Annotated in this window: 14 protein-coding genes and 1 pseudogene; 6 read left to right on the top strand and 9 right to left on the bottom strand. The window is 64.4% G+C overall.

Translation table 11 applies throughout. From position 1 onward, the window contains the following. Positions 1-39: 39 nt before the first annotated feature. From ACVILL_RS38490 to ACVILL_RS38470, 5 genes are all read right to left on the bottom strand, one after another. Positions 40-654, bottom strand: a complete 615-nt coding sequence (locus ACVILL_RS38490) for a transglutaminase-like cysteine peptidase (protein WP_456733801.1) — start codon at positions 652-654, stop codon at positions 40-42. 334 nt (positions 655-988) lie between these two features. Further along, complete coding sequence (locus ACVILL_RS38485) at positions 989-1,606, bottom strand: PilZ domain-containing protein (RefSeq protein ID WP_028336124.1); 618 nt, start codon at positions 1,604-1,606, stop codon at positions 989-991. Between the two features lie 134 nt (positions 1,607-1,740). After that, positions 1,741-3,264, bottom strand: a complete 1,524-nt coding sequence (locus ACVILL_RS38480) for an FAD-dependent monooxygenase (RefSeq protein WP_456733800.1) — start codon at positions 3,262-3,264, stop codon at positions 1,741-1,743. A gap of 277 nt (positions 3,265-3,541) precedes the next feature. After that, positions 3,542-4,477: an acyl-CoA desaturase gene (locus ACVILL_RS38475; protein ID WP_456733799.1), complete on the bottom strand. Its 936-nt coding sequence runs from the start codon at positions 4,475-4,477 to the stop codon at positions 3,542-3,544. 187 nt (positions 4,478-4,664) lie between these two features. Further along, positions 4,665-5,171, bottom strand: coding sequence for a hypothetical protein (locus ACVILL_RS38470; protein ID WP_456733798.1), 507 nt, complete (start codon positions 5,169-5,171; stop codon positions 4,665-4,667). A 602-nt stretch (positions 5,172-5,773) separates the two neighbouring features. Here ACVILL_RS38470 and ACVILL_RS38465 point away from each other — a divergent pair. Then, entirely contained in the window at positions 5,774-7,609 is a 1,836-nt protein-coding gene (locus ACVILL_RS38465; protein WP_456733797.1) for a patatin-like phospholipase family protein, read from the top strand. A gap of 59 nt (positions 7,610-7,668) precedes the next feature. Then, positions 7,669-8,806 (top strand): annotated as a pseudogene (locus ACVILL_RS38460) (amidohydrolase/deacetylase family metallohydrolase). A 761-nt stretch (positions 8,807-9,567) separates the two neighbouring features. On the opposite strand, the gene ACVILL_RS38455 reads toward ACVILL_RS38460, so the two are convergent. Then, positions 9,568-10,260, bottom strand: a complete 693-nt coding sequence (locus tag ACVILL_RS38455) for a hypothetical protein (protein WP_456733796.1) — start codon at positions 10,258-10,260, stop codon at positions 9,568-9,570. Between the two features lie 293 nt (positions 10,261-10,553). Here ACVILL_RS38455 and ACVILL_RS38450 point away from each other — a divergent pair, with 293 nt between their 5' ends. Then, on the top strand, positions 10,554-11,402 hold the full coding sequence (locus ACVILL_RS38450) for an SDR family NAD(P)-dependent oxidoreductase (protein ID WP_456733795.1): 849 nt from the start codon (positions 10,554-10,556) through the stop codon (positions 11,400-11,402). Between the two features lie 175 nt (positions 11,403-11,577). On the opposite strand, the gene ACVILL_RS38445 is transcribed toward ACVILL_RS38450, so the two are convergent. The 3 genes from ACVILL_RS38445 to ACVILL_RS38435 form a co-directional block, all read right to left on the bottom strand. Continuing rightward, positions 11,578-12,798 (bottom strand): ABC transporter substrate-binding protein, encoded by a 1,221-nt coding sequence (locus ACVILL_RS38445; protein WP_456733794.1) that lies wholly within the window; start codon positions 12,796-12,798, stop codon positions 11,578-11,580. 448 nt (positions 12,799-13,246) lie between these two features. Continuing rightward, positions 13,247-13,855 (bottom strand): hypothetical protein, encoded by a 609-nt coding sequence (locus ACVILL_RS38440; protein ID WP_456733793.1) that lies wholly within the window; start codon positions 13,853-13,855, stop codon positions 13,247-13,249. 367 nt (positions 13,856-14,222) lie between these two features. Then, positions 14,223-15,776, bottom strand: a complete 1,554-nt coding sequence (locus ACVILL_RS38435) for an ABC transporter substrate-binding protein (protein WP_456734457.1) — start codon at positions 15,774-15,776, stop codon at positions 14,223-14,225. Between the two features lie 441 nt (positions 15,777-16,217). On the opposite strand from ACVILL_RS38435, the gene ACVILL_RS38430 reads away from it, so the two are divergent. The 3 genes from ACVILL_RS38430 to ACVILL_RS38420 are packed head-to-tail and all read left to right on the top strand — an operon-like array spanning position 16,218 to position 19,820. Beyond that, the gene (locus tag ACVILL_RS38430; protein WP_456734456.1) at positions 16,218-17,078 is read left to right on the top strand and encodes an FAD binding domain-containing protein; all 861 of its coding nucleotides are present in this window, start codon (positions 16,218-16,220) and stop codon (positions 17,076-17,078) included. Positions 17,079-17,082: 4 nt separating this feature from the next. Beyond that, positions 17,083-17,565, top strand: a complete 483-nt coding sequence (locus ACVILL_RS38425; protein WP_456733792.1) for a (2Fe-2S)-binding protein — start codon at positions 17,083-17,085, stop codon at positions 17,563-17,565. Further along, positions 17,562-19,820, top strand: a complete 2,259-nt coding sequence (locus tag ACVILL_RS38420) for a xanthine dehydrogenase family protein molybdopterin-binding subunit (protein WP_456733791.1) — start codon at positions 17,562-17,564, stop codon at positions 19,818-19,820. The genes ACVILL_RS38425 and ACVILL_RS38420 overlap by 4 nt, the downstream gene beginning before the upstream one ends. Positions 19,821-19,927 lie beyond the last annotated feature (107 nt).

Raw genomic sequence — 19,927 nt, 5'->3', positions numbered from 1 at the left:
ATGTGACCGGGTCGCGAACTCGAAATTCCTTGCTTCTGCTCAACGCGAGCTTGCGGTTGCAACTGCGGGGCGGTTGTCGCCGAGCGAGACCCACACATTGGGATCGGCCTGCGATTGCCGCTTGACGAAGCGGTAGCCGGTGTCCGTCCAGGCGACGATGCTCTCGTTCTGGTTATCGAGCACGAACTCGCCCTTGTCGGTCTTCACCGTCAGCACCGCGTGGCCTTCGCCCTTCTTGTCGCGCACCACCGTGATCAACAGCGCCTCGCGCGGCCAGCCGGCGTCCATCAGCATCTTGCGCTTCAGGAGCACGTAGTCCTCGCAGTCGCCGTAACCATCTGATGGCAACGACCACTTCTCGATCACGCCCCAATGATCCATGTCGGTCATCGGCTTGACGGATTCGTTGACCCACTTGTTGACCCGCACGAGGTCGCGCCAGGCGGTCTGCGACAGCACGATGTCGCGTGGTTGCGTCGCACCGCCGCGGCACTCGGTCGGATTGTCGGTACAGAATTCGACCCAGCCGATCGGCGAACGCGCAACGTCACCCAGGCTGGCGTAGACCACGTCGCCGGCCTTGGCCGACACGCACGTCGCAAACAGAATGGCGGCAACCGCCAGACCTTTCCCCTGTCCCCTGAACCCAAACATCGTAGCCCCCGTTCTTCTTGTTGGGACCACGTTTCGCACAAAGTTTTTTCGCCGCAGCTAAGTGTGCAAAGTAGATTTGAGGCGAATACTGGTAAAAGCTGCGGCGAATTCGATCTGTACTTGAATCGAATTCGCCTAAAATTTGAAACAACTGCAATTGATTCAAATTTTATGCATTAACCCGGCAAGCGCTGCGCCAGCACGGTTTGTTCCGTCAAACGCCGCGGCCGTTAACCGCCGATTGTGCCGGGCCAAACGCGGCGAAGGCGGCCACCGGTGCACCGGATGGCCGCCTTCGCGGGCTGAAAACGGGGGTGTTGAGCGGTTTTGCGCTTTACCTCGCGGTAACGCTCTCTTCGAGGGTTTCCGCGGACTGCTCGTGGACGAACTCGAGCGCGAAGCCTTCCTCGAGATTGCGCACCACGCGGGCCTGCACCCGGCCGAGCATCACCAGCGACTTCAGCGGCGGGCGGTTCTCTGCGGCAATGGCCGCGCCCGACAAGGAAAGGTCGATGATGCGGCAGGTCATCCGCGTGCCGTCTTCCTGGGTGAGCAGGGCGATCGGGTTGCGCGGCACGATACGGTCGTGGCGGCGATCCTCGGGCAGATTGAGGATGTCGCGGTTGGCGAGCCAGGTGAGCTGGGCGGCGAGCTTGTCGCGCTTGCGCGCGGTGGCGCCGATCGTCATGGCGAAGCCGTTGTCGATGATGCGGGTGATGCGCCCCTCGACACGGCCGATATGGTCGAGATAGGCGATCACGCGGTCGCCGACATTGCCGATGCCGGGCGCCAGCAGCGCGAGGCCGCCCGGGGACATGTTGATAATCTGGCACGGAAACTCGCGCCGGTCGGGCAGCATGTAGCGGCCGAGCAGATGCACCTTGACGCGCTGGAAGCGCCGCCGCTCCTCGGCTACCGGGACGACGGTAGTTTTCTTCTGTGCAAACGACATCACACCAAACCCGGCCACCGTCCATTCGGAGCCCCGACGACCCTAAGGCTGATAGGGTTAACGGGGCGTTACGGTTGAGACGCGGAACCCGCACACGGTGCAAGAGAAGCGAGCGGAACTCCCGCGCACCGATCTCAAGGGATCCGTGCGGCTTCCTGCGCCGCGTCAGGTTCTCCGAACCATTGCGCTGCGGCTTGCGCAGTCTCCTCCAGATCCGGCTCCATGTCTGTGGCCCAGGCCACAAACCCGTCGGGACGCACCAGCACTGCGCTCAAGCCCAGCCGATCGCTGGCGTCGCTTGCGAGATAGGTGATCCGGCCGCGCCAGCGATCGGCAAGCGCGCGAAGCGGAGCGCGCAAGTCAAAGTCCAGCAGCAGGCCGCGCCCATCGCAGAGCAGCTCGCCGAGCTTCGTCCCGCCGGCGAGCGCGAAGTCGGGTGCGCTGCGGCCGACCAGCGCATGGCCGCCGCCGAGATCGTAGCGGAGCGAAACGCCCCACACGCGTTCGGCGAAGTAAGTCGCGCCGTCGGGCGTCGCGATGAGATCGCGGACGATCGCTTCGAGCGCGCGCGAACTCCGGCTCGGCCGCATCAGCGCGACCTGGGCGCGCGACCAGTCGAGAACCTGCGCGCCTATCGGGTGCCGCTCGCTTGAATAGCTGTCGAGCAAACCGGCGGGCGCGTCGCCACGGATCGTGGAAGCGAGCTTCCAGCCGAGGTTCATCGCATCGCCAAGTCCGAGGTTGAGCCCCTGGCCGCCGAGCGGCGAATGGATGTGCGCGGCGTCGCCGGCGAGCAGCACGCGCCCGTTGCGGTATCGCGTCGCCTGACAGGCTCGATCCGTCCAGGTGGTCGCGAGCCGGAGCGCCGTCAAGGTGACGTCGGTGCCGGAGACGCGGCGCAGCACCGCCTGCACGTGCTCGCGCGTGATCGGCCGGCTGCGGTGGAAGGCGCCGCCGTCGAACGCGACCATCGCGATCGTGCCGGGCCGCGCGTAGGTATACATGCCCGATGGCGTGTAGTGGCGGCCGGGGCGGAGCTGGTCCGGATCGGCGATCTCGACCTCGACCGAATAGCCGGTGAACTCCGGATCGGTGCCGGTGAATTCAAAGCCTGCGGCCTTGCGCACCGTGCTGCGGCCGCCGTCGCAACCGACCAGCCAGCGTCCGCGGAACGTCTCGCCGCCGGCGAAAACTGTCACGCCGTTGTCCGACTGGTCGAGCGCCGCGACGCCCGCGCCGCGCCTGATCTCGACGCCCATCGCGGTGGCGCGAGCGGTGAGGGCGGCTTCGAGCGACGCCATGTCGACCGCCATGCTGGTGCCGGCCGGACTCGGCAGGCGAAACCGCCATTTCGAGGTGTCGATATCATCGTGGAAAAACTGGATGCCGGCGAAATGGCCGGCCGCACGGCCATCCTGCGCGCGCTGGGGCGCCGCGATGTCGTCGAGGATCCCGCGACGATAAAGCGCTTCGATCGTGGGCGCCGACAGGCCGCGCATGCCGAATGGCAACCGCTTCAGCGGCGAGTGCGGGTCGGCGGCCTGCTCCAGCACCAGGACCGAGACGCCCGCGAGACGCAGCTCGCACGCAAGCAGCAGGCCGACCGGGCCGGCACCGGCAATCAAGACATCGTGGGGAACGGGATGGTGGTTGTGCATGAACTGCTCCTTTGTCGGTGTTCGACCGGAGCGGTTCGTCGGGTTGAGAACCACACGGACGAACAATGGACGCCTTGGCGTCCGGTGTTCGTCGTGGGGATCTCATGCACGAGGCAGGAGACCAGAGCTTTCGAAACGACCTCGTTCACGAAAGGACTTCGTTTCCGAAAGGACTTGGGCTTACCAAACCAAGTCTGCCTTTTCCGACACGGGCTCTATAGCGGCAAGGCGATCGATCTGCAACCGGCGCGGCGGATGCGGCAACGACGCGCCGTCGCTAGGTCCCGGCGACCGTGTCGGCGTGACCGGGGACATCGACCCGGCGCGAGCCAGGGCGCGGCGCAAGATTGTCCGGCGTCTTGATGTTGCTCGCGAGCCCGGCCGCCTCGAACGCCTTGATCAGCCACCAGCCGAGATCGATCTGCCCCGGCAGCAGCCCGAGCTTCGCCGAGTTCGGGTAGGCATGGTGATTGTTGTGCCAGCTCTCGCCCATGCTGATCAGCCCGGCGATGCCGACATTGTAGCCCTGGGCCGCGACGCCTTCGATGATCCAGGTCTGTCCGCCCTTGCGATGCGAGTAGTGACCGATCAGCCAGTGACCGGTGACGCAGACGGCGACCCGGACGCAGATGCCCCAGACCAGCCAGCTCCACGAGCCGATCGCGAAGAACAGGATCGCCCAGGGCAGTTGCTGCCACATCCAGGTTCGCTCGACGAAGGCGTAGAAGCGGTCATCGGCGAGCCGCGGCTCGAGCCGGAACACCGGCGGGTGCTTCAGCACGAGCATGCAATGCAATTGCCACCAGCCATCGCGCCAGAAGCCGGCGTCGTGGCGGGAGTAGGCGTGGCAGGCGGGCTGGCGTTGTGCCCAGTCGCGGAAATCGTGCAGCCGCACCATGCCGTAGGGACCGGCCATCCCGACCAGCGTGCCGAGATAGACGCAGAGCCGCTCGAGCCACAGCGGGCAGTCGAAGCTCGCATGGATCAGGCGCCGGTGCATGCCGACCGAATGCCCGAAGCACAGTGTGATCGCGCTGGTCACGATGAACAGCGCGAACGCGCTCCACGAGAACAGCACCGGCCCGAACACGATCGCGACCGCGGTCATGCCGCCGAGCCACAGCGACTTCGCCGGCGCCCATTGCACGCGCCCGTCCAGCGGGTTGGTGCGCTCGTCGGCGAAGATTCGTTCGGAACCGGGCTGCAGCTTCATTCCGTAACCTGAAGTTGTGCCGCAGGTTGGAATGGTCCGGCCGTCGCTGTCAATCCGCCGCGCGCGTCCGTCATGTCGCAGTCTGCATTGGCATCACGGGCCACTTCACCTGGCCTGTCGTGACTTGGTCATCGACTTCGGCACCGCGATGAAGTGACGATCTGCGCGCGAAAGCGACGTGGTGACGTTACTTGGCCTCGGCGTGCACTGCCGGTTCAATGGTCACCGATTTCAGGACCTTCCGCTTCGCGGCGCGGACCTCGAGCTGCAGGGGCGGCTGAAAGGAGCCGGCCGGTGGCTCGAATATGAACCCATGGTGTCCGTCGCCCTTGTCGAGCTTGAGAAGATCCTTGCGGAACTGATCGGCGACGACTTCGGCAACGAGGTCGCCGTTGAAGTAGATATCGATCGTGACCCGCTTGTCGGGGTGCTGGTTGTACGAGGCCCAGCCGGCAATCCTGTCTTCGTTGAAGACATCGACATTGCCGGTGATCTCCCCTGAAAGACTCTCGATGCCGGCTTCGATCACCTCGAGATCGCCCTTGTAGATCGATCGCGTCACCTCGAAGCTGAAATTCGCGGTATCGACGCATTGCTCCAGCAGGCTCTGCCGATGCTCCTTCATGCGTTGCAACGTGTCCAGTTCGCCCAACTTGACGTACATGCCGACGATGCCTTCGATACCGGGATTCATGGTGTCGTACTCCGCAATACTGCAAGCCGCTCTAAGTTACGTTCACAATCGGTGCGTCCTTGCGGAAAATACTTCCGTCAAGACCTGACGCGGCAACCTATTGACCTCCGTCGCATCTTGCCACGGCCTTCATGACATCCCGATTGTCCTGACCAAAAGTCGGTGCGGCCGAACCCGGCCCAACGCAGGGACAGGGAGGACGAACCGATGCACGCGAGACGGACCTGGTGCCAGGCCCGGGATCGGGAACGTGTCACGGCCTCATGTCAGCAAGAAGGCGGTCCTGATCGAGATTGGCGCCTGCGGCGCTTGCGGAACCGGCCTGCACACCTGAAAGGATGTTGCGTCGTGCGCGATTGCGGCGTGACGGCGATGACGACGGTGAGGTCGAGGATCGTGCGGTGCTGCAATCCTGTTGCAGTGCTCCCAAGAAGGGCGGTCAGGGTGCCGCCGGGATGGCTCTGATATCGCTCGCCGGGACGGCGGCCCGGCGCTAACATCCGGTCATGCAATCGAACCGTGTGCCGCCCAGCGCTACGTTTGCGTGGGGAAGCGTGTCCGAAGACTTCCCGCTGTTCAGAACACTCACCGCGGAGCAGCGGATGATCGCCGTTGGTGCAATGACCCGGCGGGACCTCGTGCGCGGCGAGCTCCTGGTCGAGCAGGGCGGCGCCTCGGACTCGCTGTTTCTGGTGCTGCACGGCGCGCTCGCCGTGTACCGGACCAGTCATCCCGAACCGATCGCGGAGCTTCGCGCCGGCGAGTTGGTCGGCGAGATCGGGTTCTTCGCCAACATCCCGCGCACCGCCAATGTGATCGCGATCCGCGATGCCAGCGTGCTGGTGTTGACGCGCGCGGCCTATACCAAGCTGGCGCAGGAGACGCCGGCCATCGTCGAGGCCCTGCTGTCAGCGCTGGCGCTCCGGTTTGCCAGCGAGACCGCGCGGCTGTTGCCTCTCCGGGCGTCACCGAAGGCCCGCACCGTGGCGCTGATCTCGGGCGGACGGGAACCGGTGCCCGCTGCCTTTGAACAGCGCCTGCGCCAGGGCCTTGCCGCTGCAGGTGCGGAGATTGTCGACCTCGCGCGCGTCCAGGCCATGTTTCCCGGACGCGCGCTGGACGCTTCCGAAGTCGCCGACTGGCTCAACAGGATCGAGTACGACGCGCCGCTGGTGGCCTATTTCGGCGGGGCGGAAGCATCGGAGTGGGCGCGAAAAACCATTCGCCAGGCGGATCTGGTCGTGTTCGCCTGCCGTGGCCATGCGCCCGCGCCTGATCTCACGGAGATCGAAAGCTTCGCCTGCGGGGTGCATCCGGCGTCGGCGCGACGCCTGGTTCGGGTTCATGACAACAGGCGTCCCGAGGTCAGCGGCACCGCGGTCTGGCTGGCGCGGCTGCCCTGCTTCATGCATCACCATGTCGCGCTCGAGGACCAGATCGATATCGACAGCCTGGTTCGCTTCCTGTGCGGTCGCGCCGTCGGGTTCGTCGCCGGCGGCGGCGGCAGCCTGGGCACCGCGCATGTCGGGGTCTACAAGGCGTTTCGCGAGCGCGGCGCGATGTTCGACATCTTCGTCGGCACCAGCGTCGGCTCGGCGATGGCGGCGGGCTTTGCCAAGAACTACGACGCCGAGCATCTCGAGCGCGGCACCCATGAGATCTTCGTCTCCAGCCGCAGCTTCCGCCGCCCGACCTGGCCGCGCTACGCGCTGCTGGACCACAAGGCGTTCGACGCGGCGCTTGCCGATCAGTACGGCCACAATTGCCGGATCGAGGATTGCTGGCGGCCGTTCGCGGCGGTCGCGACCAATCTGTCGACACACAGTCTCGAATTGATCCGCACCGGCCTGCTGTGGCAGGCGGTGCGCGCGTCGAGCGCCATCCCCGGCCTGCTGCCGCCGTTCTATACCAAGGACGGCGTGATGCTGGTCGACGGGTGCCTCGTCGACAACGTGCCGCTGGCGCAGATGCATCAGATGAAGAGCGGCCCCAATCTGGTGGTCCATTTCGGCGAGCCGGCGACCGAAATGTTCGACGTCGACTATGCCGCGCTGCCGGGAAGGTTCGAGCTGCTTGCGTCGCTGCTGACGCCGTTCCGGAGGAAGGCGCTTCCGGCCGCGCCGAGTGCAGTCAACGTGTTGTGGCGCAGCCTCGTCGCGCATCAGCGCTACGATACGCTGCCGACCACGCCGCTCGACCTCGTGATGCGCCCGCCGACGCCCGAAGGCATCGACGTGACCGATTTCGACCGTCATCAGGAGATTTTTGAATCGTCGTATCGCTGGGCCCAGCAATTGATTGCGGAGCTTGAGGCGGCACATCATCCGGCGATTGCGGCGATCGCGGCGTCGGCCCAGGGGGCGGCCGGCGAGGCGGACAAGAGCGCGGATCACGCGTCAGTGAGTGCGCCCGCTTCGCAGCAGGCCCGCGTCGGCTGAGCCGCTTGCAGGCGGCGGCGAAGTCGACCATCGTGCCGGACTGAAATCCGGAGAACACGATGCCTTTCGATTTGATTCTGCGCGGCGGACGGGTGATCGACCCGTCGCAAAAGCTCGATGCTGTGACGGACGTCGCCTTTGTCGGTGGCAAGGTTGGCGCGGTTGGCCGGGAGTTGCAAGCCGATCCGGCGACCGAGGTCCGCGACGTCTCCGGGCTGATCGTCTCGCCGGGGATCATCGACCTGCACACCCACGTCTATTGGGGCGGCACCTCGCTCGGCATCGACGCGGAGGAATTCTGCCGCAACTCCGGCGTCACCACATCGGTCGACACCGGCAGCGCCGGCCCCGGCAATTTTGCCGGCTTCCGCAAGCATGTGATCGAGCCGAGCCAGGTCCGCATCCTCGCCTATCTGCATGTCTCGCATGCCGGCATCTTCGGCTTCTCGGACCGCGTGATGGTCGGCGAGAGCGAGGAGTTGCGGTTGATGAATCCGGTCGACGCCGCGCGCGTGGCCGACGAAAACCGCGACGTCATCGTCGGCATCAAGGTGCGGGTCGGCCTGTTCGCCTCGGGCACCTCGGGGCTGGTGCCGCTCGAGATCGCGCTCGAGGTTGCAGAGCAGGTCGGCATGCCGCTGATGGCGCATATCGACCATCCGCCGCCGAGCTACGAGGAGGTGCTGGCGCGCTTGCGGCCGGGGGATGTGCTGACCCACGCGTTCCGGCCGTTCCCCAACACGCCCGCGACCGCGCAGGGCACGGTGAAGAAGGTGGTGCTGGAGGCGCGCGAACGCGGCGTGCTGTTCGACATCGGCCATGGCAAGGGCTCGTTCGCCTTCAAGACCGCGCGCGATGCTCGCCAACGGATTCTATCCCGACACCATCTCCTCCGACATCCACCAGCTCTGCATCGACGGCCCGGCGTTCGACCAGGTGACGACGATGTCGAAATTCCTCTGCATGGGGATGCCGCTACCGGACGTGATCGCGGCGTCCACCGTCAACGCCGCGATGGCACTGCGGCGGCCGGAGCTCGGCAGCCTCAAGCCGGGCAGCGTCGGCGACGCCACGCTGATCTCGATCAAGGAAGAGCAGTTCGACTATGTCGACGTGGTCGGCGAGCACCTGACCGGCGATCGCAAGATCGCATCCGAAGGCGTCGTGATCGGCGGACGCTGGTGGCATCCGAAATAGGGCGTGCGCGCACACGACCCTCGTCCGCTTGGGGCTCAAAAGCGGCGTTGAAGCCGGTCGAAGCGGACGTCGGCTTTGGGCCACGAGCAGAAGTCGTCTCAGATCGGGTAGCGCCATTTCAGGGCGCGCCGCACGAAGAAGGCCGCAACAAGCACCACGGCCCACGCAGCAAGATACGCAATGAGAGTCCAACGATGGTGAGGCAAGTACACGGGGCCGAACATAAGAAAGAGGACTGCCAAGAGAATTGCAATCCACGCATAGGACAGCGGAGAGCGGTATATCCCCGTTGGTTTAAGTTCCAACGATCGTTCGTGACTACGCTTGGCACGAAGGAGGAAGTACACCAGCGGGCCGAAAAATAGTAGAAGTGCGAGCCAATTCATGCAGCTAGATCAGCACAGAAGCACTAAGCATTTCTGATTGGGACACGAAAAATTAGAGACGGTCGACCTGACATCTGCTCGGGGTCACAAGCCGACCGTGGCGGCCCGCGTGATCGAGGCCTAAGGCAGCTCAGCGCAGCGCCAACCACGGTGAGGTTTGTACCCGTTATACTTGGCTGTCATTCCCGGAGGACAATTCGGCTTTTGCAACTGAAGGACTATTACTCCGCCGGAGACGAAGATCAGCGCCGCAAAAATTGCGAAGAGTACGATCTTGAGTTCCGGGCTCATCGCTGCCTTGGCCTCGAACAAAAGACAACGTGGGCCAACGTCGCCCGGAAGGTCCGCTCTGGGCCAAAGGGGAGCATCCTTACGTCAGTCATTCTGATATCCCTTAAGTACGGCCGACATCTGGCCTTTTTCCTTCAGCCATTGCGGCCAGATTTCTGGCCGCGGCGTTACTGGATCGTCGGTCAATTGTAGGACGACACGTTTGAGCTTGACGCCTGGCCCAATATTCGCGGCTAAGTCATCGGGCGGAAGGTCGATATACTTGTGCTGACCGTCGATATCGACGAACCGTATTAGCTGCGGCAGCGTGACAAATGGCACGTCACGCGGCCCGCGTTGACGAAGCAGGTCTTCAAGCGCCGTCTTCTTCCGAGCATAGTCGGCCGCTCCGCCGGATAAGCGATAGGCTGCAAAGGGCAGGCATCCGATATCGTCAAACAGGCAGAAAACCTGCTTGTTGCGTTGCGCGCGCTGCGCCGCGGTCCTTGTCGCATCCGAGAACGTTAAAAACAGCAAGCCCTTTTCGCCGAGATCGACGGTTGGTGCATATCCGACAGGCCGCGGAAATGAGTTATACTGGCTGGGAGACCAACTCGGTTCTATATTGTAAGCGACGTCAATGACGCTCGATCCGGTCTTGATCTGGTCACCATCCTGCACCTCGACGGTGAGCCGGTAGCGGACGTGAACAGAATAAAAATTGAGCCACAATAGGCCGATCCCAGCGATCACCAGACCTACAGGTAGGCCGAGCGCTATCAGGCAGCCGTTCCGCATTCGACATCTCTCAAGTCCAAAACTTCACGGATCAAGCAATTGCCAGACGTTACTGGTTGCATGAACTGTCGTCGTCAACCGTTAACGCTTCCAATGCTCAATTTTGAATGAAGCAGCCGACTTCCGTTCTGGGTCACAAGCTGACATCGGCCCCGACCGGTAGGATGTCCGCTTTGGGCCAGGGAGCGGACATCCCGCACACTTCCCAATCGCTTGAAAGTGCGGTGATATGGCGTCCCGAGATGCTTGGCGTTTTGCGGCCAGGGTGGTCCACTTGCACGGGGAGAATGCGCGTGAAGGAACTTGCTGGAAAGACCGCGTTCGTGACCGGTGCAGCGTCGGGCATTGGACTGGGGATCGCGACCGCTTTCGCCCAGGCGGGGGCGAAAGTCATGCTTTGCGATATCGAAGACGCGGCTCTGTCCTCGGCGCTGGAGCAACTGAGGCGCACCAACGTCGACGTCGAGGGCGTGAAAGCGGACGTCTCGGTCAAGGCCGAACTCGTGGCCGCCGCCGAAGCCACGACCGCCCGCTACGGCAAGGTGCACATCCTCGTCAACAACGCGGGCGTCGGCGGCGGTGGGCCCTATGGTACCTGGACCGAGGCGTCCTGGAATTGGGCCATGGGCGTCAACCTGATGGCGACCGTTTGGGGGATCGAGATCTTCGGGCCGTTGATCGAGCAGCATGGTGAGGGTGGACACATCGTCTCCACAGCCTCGATCGCCGGCCTTATTTCAGGGGCGAGCAATGCATACAACGTCTCGAAGTATGGCGTGGTCGCGTTGTCCGAGGGACTGCGGCAAGAACTCGCGCCTCGCGGGATCGGCGTATCGGTGCTGTGTCCCGGGTACATCCGCACTCAAATCATTGACTCGAGGCGCAACCTCCCCAAGCGCTTCGAGGGGGAGCTCGGTGCCTTGCCGACTTCGGGCCCGCTTGCCGAGCAGATCAATCTGATCCGCCAACGCATTTCTCAGGGTATCGATCCCATGTATGTCGGTGAACTCGTCCGCGAAGGCGTCGAAAACGACTGGCCGTATATCTTTACCGACCTCGAATTCGAGCCGGTGGTCGAAGCGCGCTTCGCCGCAATCAGGCAAGGCTTTGACCACATCCGCGGGCGTGACCCGAAACGTTGAGCAGTCGCGTAGAAGCCCGCATGAGCGAAGCGATATGCGGGCGGAAACAGGCCCCGGATGTCGCTTCGCTCATCCGGGCTACATGCTGCGAATGATGCGCAGTTGCAGCAGCGCCGCCGCGCGGATCAACGGCGCGCGAGTCGTTCGCCGGTTCATGCTCGTGACGCCAGCAGGGTCAATCCGCGACCATCGGCCCGAACGGCTCCCAGCGTTCGCCGGTGAAGCGCATCATCCGGAACTCCTTGACCACGCGATAATCGCTGCGGCTGGTGTTGATGGAGAGGCCCGGCAGCAGCAGGTCGAGCTTCACGTTCTTCAGGCTGGCGGCCTGGCGCATCACGTTGTCGCGCGAGAGATCGTCGCCGCATTGCCGTAGCACCTGCACCAAGAGCTCGGCCGCGCTGTAGCCGTAGGTTGTGAAGATGCTCTTTCTCTCCCCCTCCGGATAATACGCGGCCATGAAGGCCGTCCATTTCTTCATGCCCGCATCGTCCGCCCAGCTCGGGTCGGCGGCCTCCTTGAACGAGCTCGCCGAGATCAGCCCCTTGGCGTTCTCGAGTCCCGCGGGCGCCAGCACCGCGTCGATCGAGGACGAGCCGACGCCAAGCAAATGGAGCGGCTTCCAGCCGAGCTCCGCCGCCTTGCGGATCGCCTGGGCGGCGAACTTCGGCGCCGCCATGTCGATCAGTACGTTGACGCCGGTGGCCTTGAGCCGCACCACCTGCGAGTCGATCGTCGGGTCCGTCATTTCATAGGGCGCAACGGATGCGACCATCAGCGCAGCCTTCGCGCCGAGCCCGTCCTTCAATCCGGCGAGATAGTCCTTGCCGCTTTCGTCATTCTGGTAGAGCAGGCCGATCCTGGCGTCCGGATAATTGTCGAGGATGAAGCGCACGTAGACGCGAATCTCGGTCTGCAGGTTCGGTGCGAATCCCATGGTCCATGGAAAGTCGCCGGGATCCTCGAAACGCGTCGAGCGACCGCCGACGAACAGTTGCGGGACGTGGTGGTCGTTGAGATATTTCTGAACGGCGATGTTGGGGGCGTTGCTGGGCGTCTGGAACGTGAAGAGCACCTCGTCGCCTTCGACGAGCTTGCGGATCTGCTCGACCGTTTTGGATGGCGTGGCCGCGTCGTCATACGAAATCAGCTTGATCTTGCGCCCGTTGATGCCGCCGCGCTCGTTGATCATCCGGAAATAGGCGGCCTGGAGCTTGCCGATGACCGAGACGGCCGACGCCGGCCCGCTATAGGGCATGGTCTGACCGATCCTGATCTCGGTGTCGCTGGCGCCGGGATCGTATTTGCGGCTTTCGGCAAGCGCGGTGGCGGCAGCGAACAGGCTGACGCCGGTGATCGCCGCGCTGGCCGTTAGCCTGCGCCAGTCTCTACGCATAGCGCTGCCCAACGGTGTCCGGTCGCAGCGCAAGCATCCCCTCGTGGTCAAATCCGCGTGCTGCCATGGCCGTTCTCGCTACTCAATGTGATGGCTTTGGGCGAGACGACAGCATAGCACCGGCGCGCCGCCGGGCCTTGGCCGATTCCCCCTGACTGCGATGCGTCCCGTGCCCGCTTGCGGTCGGGTGGATTGCCGGAGACGTCGGGAAGGATGCCCGCATTCACGGGCAAAGCACCCGCGCGAAATGGTTCTGGTGCCTGAAGCTACGATCGGGCGCGATCGCACGATCGCATCCGGAAGTGCCGCGATCGGCGGACGCTGGTGGCATCCGAGATCGGGCGCATGCTCACAAAACGGCGTCCGCTTGGCTCTCGAAAGACGACGTCGAAGCCGGTCTGAATGAATGTCGGCTATGGGCCAACAGTAGTCATCACAGGCTCCGCGATCATTGAACCGAAGCACCAGCTATTCGCCGTGTGAAGCGACGAATCCCATTGCGTAGGTTTCTCGCCCTAAACACCAGGGCTATGACCCATTCTGGCGTTCCCAAATGACGGAGCATCTCCGCGTTGCCCTGATCTATTGTCTGCCGCATGTTTTGGTCGGTGTAGAATGCGTTCTCTTCATTGCACAGGTCGAGCCTTCGAGTGATTTCTTCGTGCAAGGTTTCGACGCCTGACAGACGCCGAGCAAAATCGAGCTCCCTTCGAGCGCAAATGCGTTCGATCCGGTTGCGGACTGCTTCGTCGTAGTGGATACCCCGCTTCTCCAGCCTCGCATGGGTCGCCTCATGTACAATGGCGGATGCGATCCATTCGAGGGTTGTGTCCTTGGAAGCGATGACACGTTCGTCGAGCAAGCAGGCGTTCAAGGAATGCAGATAGCAGCCGGCTCCATGGGGAACCAACTGCACCCAGATTCGTGACAGGCTTTTCTTTACACGTTGGTAGTGAAGTGGAGCAAAGCGCTCCATGAGCCGAAGCGCGGCTTCAACGCGTTGCAGTGCGGGCTCCGAATCCGACTGAGCACTTCCGATCCAGAGGCCATCGACCACGCGGCCTTTCGAAAGCCACAGCGCAAACTTGTCAGCCCGAGAAGGCCTTGTCCCTGGAGTCTCGAGAGACATGGGCCCACCGTCGCTTCCGACTACATTGCCAACTCCCAGACCGATATACGAGCTCCGCTTCGGTGGAGTTAAAGACTTGGCTCAAAGTATATCGATTGCTCGGACAAGTCGGCGTCCGGTCGGAAGGCGGCGTAGGCGGCGCTGGTGGGATTTCGGAATATTGGAAATATGCTCCTGATTTGCCCGACATGTCAAGTGGCTCTGGCGGACGGCGGCGGCCGTCGGCTCCTTTGCATGGGGTTGTTTTCGATATTTTGGTGGCGGGCGCTTGCGCAGACCTCGCGCCCAAGGGTCCCTATTCGGTCTTGTCGACGTTCCAGAACACCGGCGGCGCCGGGCCTTCGAGCACACCGGTCAGCGATTTGCGCCAGGCGCTCGGCAAGCGGAACTGGCCGAGCGGGATGTAGATCACCTGCTCGTAGGCTTCCTTCTGAATCTCGACCGCGAACTTCTTCTGCTCGTCGGGCGAGGTGGCGCGCGCATAGGCATCGCGCATCTGCTCGAGCTTGGCGTCCTCGGGCCAGCCGAACCACGCTTTCTTGCCGTTCGCGGCGATCTGGTTGTTGACGATCGGGTTCATCACCTCGGTGGCGCCGGTGAAGGTGAAGAACAGGTTCCAGCCGCCTTCCTTGGGCGGCTTCTGGCTGGCGCGGCGGCTCACCACGGTCTGCCAGTCCGTCACCTGCGCGTCGACGTTGAAGCCGGCCTCGCGCAACAGCTGCGCGGAGACCGTCGGCGGCCCCTTCAACGTCTGCACGTCGCCCGGGATCATGATCACGACGGGCGTGCCGTCATAGCCCGAGGCGGCGAGCGCCTTCTTGGCCTCGGCCATGCCGCTGGCCTTGACCAGCGTCTCCGAGCCAACGTCGCTGGCGAGCGGGGCGCCGCAGGCGAAGTACGCGCCGCAGATCTCGTAATACTTTGCGTTGCCGACGGTGGCGTCGAGCACGTCCTTCTGGTTCATCGCCAGGAAGGCCGCACGGCGAACCTTGGGATTGTCGAACGGCGGATGCAGGAAGTTCATCCGGCCCTCGATCTGGAAGCCGAACTTGTTCAGCACCGCCATGGTGAGATCGGAATTGGCCTCGAGCACCGGCAGCAGGTCGACCGACGGCTGTTCGAGGAAATCGATCTCGCCGGATTGCAGCGCGTTGATTGCGGTCTGCGCGTCGGGCATCGTGATCCATTCGACGCGGTCGACCTTGGCGACCTTGCCGCCCGACAGCCAGTCCGGCTTCTCCTTGCGCGGCACGTAGTCGGCGTTGCGTTCATAGACCGCCTTCACGCCCGGCTGGAATTCGGCGGCCATGAATTTGAACGGCCCGCAGCCGACCTGCTCGGCGATCTGCTTGCCCGGCGGCGTCTCGGCGAGCCGCTTCGGCATCATGAACGCGACGTAGGAGGAGGGCTTTGCCAGCGACTCCAGCACCAGGCCGTAGGGTTCCTTGAGCTTGAGCACGATCGTCTTCGGCCCGTTCGCCTCGAGGGAGGCCGTGAATTCGGCGAGCTTCTGCGCCATGCCGTCGACGGCGGTCCAGCGCTTCAGCGAGGCGATGCAGTCCTCGGCCGTGACGGGCGCGCCGTCGTGCCATTTCAGGCCGTCGCGCAGCGTGAAGGTGTAGGTGAGCTTGTCGTCCGAGATCGTCCAGTCCGCCATCTGCGGCCGGACCTTGAAGGCGGAATCGATGCCGAGCAGCGTGTCGTAGACCATGTAGCCGTGGTCGCGGGTGATGTAGGCGGTGGTGAAACCGGGATCGATGATGCGCAGGTCGGAATGCATCACCGCGGTGATGGTCTTCCTGCCGGCCGCGGCGATTGCGCGCGACGAGAGGATGGCCGGGGCCGCCATCGCCGGCGGCAGGCTCGCCGCGAGCTTGAGGAGCGTTCTGCGCGAAACATCGACCATTCGCCGTCTCCCGATTTGTCGTTGCGCCGGCACACGTGCCACAGCGACCGGCATGCTTCACCAATCCGTTGCGCAAAGCAAGCAAGGGCCGTGCCGCCGGTCTGGCACCGGGTTTCCTGGTTGGTGACGTGGTTTCCTGGTTGGTGACGTGAATGTTCGATAACGACAGGCGTCGCGCGGCCTTCGCCGGCACCGCACAAGTCCGCATCCTGCATAGGAGCCTGCGCTTCCTGCCGCACCTCGCAGGCTGTTCGGACCCTGATCCGGCGTGTAGGCTTGGGGTCCTGCCGGCCAGCAATAAGGCCATCCCCGAAGGAAACGTCCAAGGGAACAAGCAGCGCGAACAAGCAGCCGAGGGAGACCGAAAGAACCGTCATGACCGATATCCGATACGTAGCACCGCGCACGCTTGACGAAGCGATCGGCGCATTTGCTGCCGCCGGGAGTGCCGCCCGCATTATGGCAGGCGGCACCGACTTATTGGTGCAAATGCGCTCCGGCCTGGTGCGGCCGGGACTGATCGTCGACATCAAGAAGATCGGCGAGATGACCGAGATCACCGAGACCGCCGATGGCGGTTTCCGCGTCGGCGCCGCCGTCTCCGGCATGGAGCTCGCCGAGCATGCGCGCTTCGGCAAGCTGTGGCCCGGCGTGCTCGAGGCCGTCAACCTGATCGGCTCCAAGCAGGTGCAGGGCCGGGCGTCGGCCGGCGGCAATCTGTGCAACGGCTCGCCGGCCGGCGACAGCGTGCCGGCGATGATCGCGGCGGGCGCCGTCGTCACCGTGCAGGGGCCGAATGGCCGCCGGGAAATGAAAGTCGAGGACGTGCCGGCCGGACCGGGACGCACCAACCTCAAGCCGGGCGAGATCCTCGTCAGCTTCGCGTTGCCGCCGCGGCCCAAAGGCTCGAGCGATGCCTACCTGCGGATGATCCCGCGCACCGAGATGGACATCGCGGTGGTCGGCATCGGCGTCAGCCTGACCCTGAAGGACGGCGTTTGCACCGCGGCGCGGGTCGGGCTCGGCGCGGTGGCGCCGACTGCGCTGCTGGTTGCGCCGGCCGCCCAGGCGCTGATCGGCTCGAAGCTCGACGATGCGGCGCTGGAAACCGCCGCCGCCGCATGTCGCGCCGCCTGCCGTCCGATCGACGACAAGCGCGGCACCATCGCCTACAGGACAAAAACCGCCGGCGTGCTGCTCAAGCGCACCGCCGCGATCGCCGCCCAGCGCGCGGGAGGACACTAGCACCATGGCGAAACTGCACGTCACCACCTCAGTCAACGGCGAGCCGGTCGAATTCCTGTGCGAGCCCTATGAGACCATGCTCGACGCGCTGCGCGGTCAGCTCGGACTCACCGGCTCCAAGGAGGGCTGTTCGTCCGGCGATTGCGGCGCCTGCTCGATCACGCTCGACGGCCGCCTGGTCTGCTCCTGCCTGATGCTCGCGGCTGAAGCCGAGGGCCACGAGATCCGGACCATCGAGGGCATGGCCAAGGGTGAGAGGCTGCACCCGTTGCAGCAGAAGTTCCTCGAGCACGCCGCGCTCCAATGCGGCATCTGCACCTCGGGCATGCTGGTCGCATCCGAGGCGCTGCTCGCCAAAAATTCCAATCCGACCGAAGAGGAAGTCCGCTTCTGGCTCGCCGGCAATCTCTGCCGGTGCACCGGTTACGACAAGATCGTCCGCGCGGTCATGGAGACCGCGGCTGAAATGCGGGAGGCACGCCCATGAACGTCGTCAACAACAAATGGATCGGCCAGCGCACCATCCGGCCCGATGGCGTCGACAAGGTCACGGGCCGCGCGGCGTTTGCCGCCGACACCACCATGCCCGGCATGATCTGGGGCAAGGTGTTGCGCAGCCCGCATCCGCATGCCCGTATCAAGTCGATCAGCACCGCGAAGGCGGAGCGGCTACCCGGCGTCAAGGCGGTGGTCACCTCGCGCGACATCGTCGACTTCACGATCGAGAAGGGCGCCGTGATGCTCGGCATCCAGGACATGCGCTGGATGTGCCGCAACGTGATGGCGCGCGACAAGGCGCTATTCCCCGGCCATCCCGTCGCCGCCGTCGCCGCGACCACGGAGGCGATCGCAGCCGAAGCCTGCAAGTTGATCGAGGTCGACTACGAGGTCTTGCCCTGGGCGATTGAAATCGACGACGCGATCAAGGACGGCGCGCCGATCCTGCACGAGTTCAACAAATTCGACGGCAAGCCCTCGAACATCATGAGCCGCCTCGAATCCAAGAAGGGCGATATCGCGCAAGGCTTCAAGGACGCCGAGATCGTGATCGAGCGCTCCTTCACGACGCGCCCGGTGCACCAGGGCTATATCGAGCCGCATGCCTGCCTGATCTCGGTCGCTGCCGACGGCAAGACCACGATCTGGTCGTCGAGCCAGGGCCAGTTCATGGTGCGCGCGATGACCTCGATGCTGACCGGCATCCCGCAGAGCGACATCCGCGCCATCCCCGCCGAGATCGGCGGCGGCTTCGGCGGCAAGACCATCGTCTATCTCGAGCCGCTCGCGACCTTGCTCGCCAAGAAATCCGGCCGCCCGGTCAAGATGGTGATGACACGCGAGGAGGTGATGCGCGCGACCGGTCCGACCTCGGGCTCGAAGAGCACGGTGAAGATCGGCGCCAGGAAGGACGGCACCATCGTCGCCGCCCATGGCAGCTTCTATCTGCAGGCCGGCGCCTTCCCGGGCTCGCCGATCCGCGGCGCGGTCGGCTGCAGCTTCGCGCCCTACGACATTCCGCATGTGCTGTCGGAGGGCTTTGATGTTTGCTCCAACCGCTCCAAGGTCGCGGCCTATCGCGCGCCGGGCGCGCCGATCGGCGCCTATGCGGTGGAATGCGTGCTCGACGAGCTCGCCGAGGCGCTGAAGATGGATCCGCTGGCGCTGCGGCTGAAGAATGCCGCCAAGGAAGGCACCAAGGCCGCGCACGGTCCGGTGTTCCCGCGCATCGGCTATATCGAGACACTGGAAGCCGCGAAGAACCATCCGCATTACGCCGCGCCGCTCGGCAAGCTGCAGGGCAGGGGCGTCGCTAGCGGCTTCTGGTTCAACGCCGGCGGCGAATCCTCCGCGCAGGTCAACATCACCGAGGACGGCAACGTCGTCGTCACCACCGGCCACCCGGATATCGGCGGCTCGCGCGCCGGCATCGCCAACATCTGCGCCGAGCTGCTCGGCATCGACTACAAGCGCGTCTCCGTCATCATCGGCGACACCCAGACCGTCGGCTTCTCCAACCTCACCGGCGGCAGCCGCGTGCTGTTCGCCTCCTCGATGGTGGTGACGCAAGCGGCCGACAAGGTGATCGCGACCTTGCGCGAGCGCGCGGCGAAGCTCTGGGAGATCGACCCTGAAGCGGTGAAGTGGGAGAACGGTGCCGCGCATCCGGTCAGCCCGAACGCCGGCCAGTTCGAGCCGTTGTCGCTCGCCGATCTTGCGGAGAAGGCGCCGTCGCAGGGCGGCCCGATCGGCGCCAGCGTGCAGCTCAACACCCAAGGCGCGGAAGGCGGCTTCGGCACCCATATCTGCGACGTCGAGGTCGATGTCGATCTCGGCATCGTCAGGGTGATCCGCTACACCGCGGTTCAGGATGTCGGGCGCGCCGTCCATCCGAGCTATGTCGAGGGCCAGCTGCAGGGCGGCGTCGCGCAGGGCATCGGCTGGGCGCTGAACGAGGAGTACATCTACAACAAGGACGGCAAGGTCGATAATCCGGGCTTCCTGGATTATCGCATGCCGGTCTGCTCCGACCTGCCGATGCTCGACTGCGCGCTGGTCGAGGTGCCGAACCCGAAGCATCCGCAGGGCGTCAAGGGCGTCGGCGAGGTGCCACTGGTGCCTGTCATGGCCGCGGTCGCGAATGCCGTGAACAATGCGCTCGGCAAACGCTTCTACAGCCTGCCGATGTCGCCGCCGAAGGTGTCGGCGGCGCTCGATGCGCTGGTGCAGCAGGCCGCGGAGTAGGGAGAAGCAGGGCGGGTTAGCGTTAGCGTAACCCGCCGCCACCCGAGCGACTGAAAGACGGCGGGTTACGGCTTCGCCTAACCCGCCCTACAGTTGTGGGCCATTGA

This window comes from Bradyrhizobium sp. USDA 3364 (assembly GCF_054056355.1).
The sequence above is the reverse complement of the archived record's forward strand: the minus strand, read 5'-3'. Positions and strand labels throughout refer to the sequence as shown.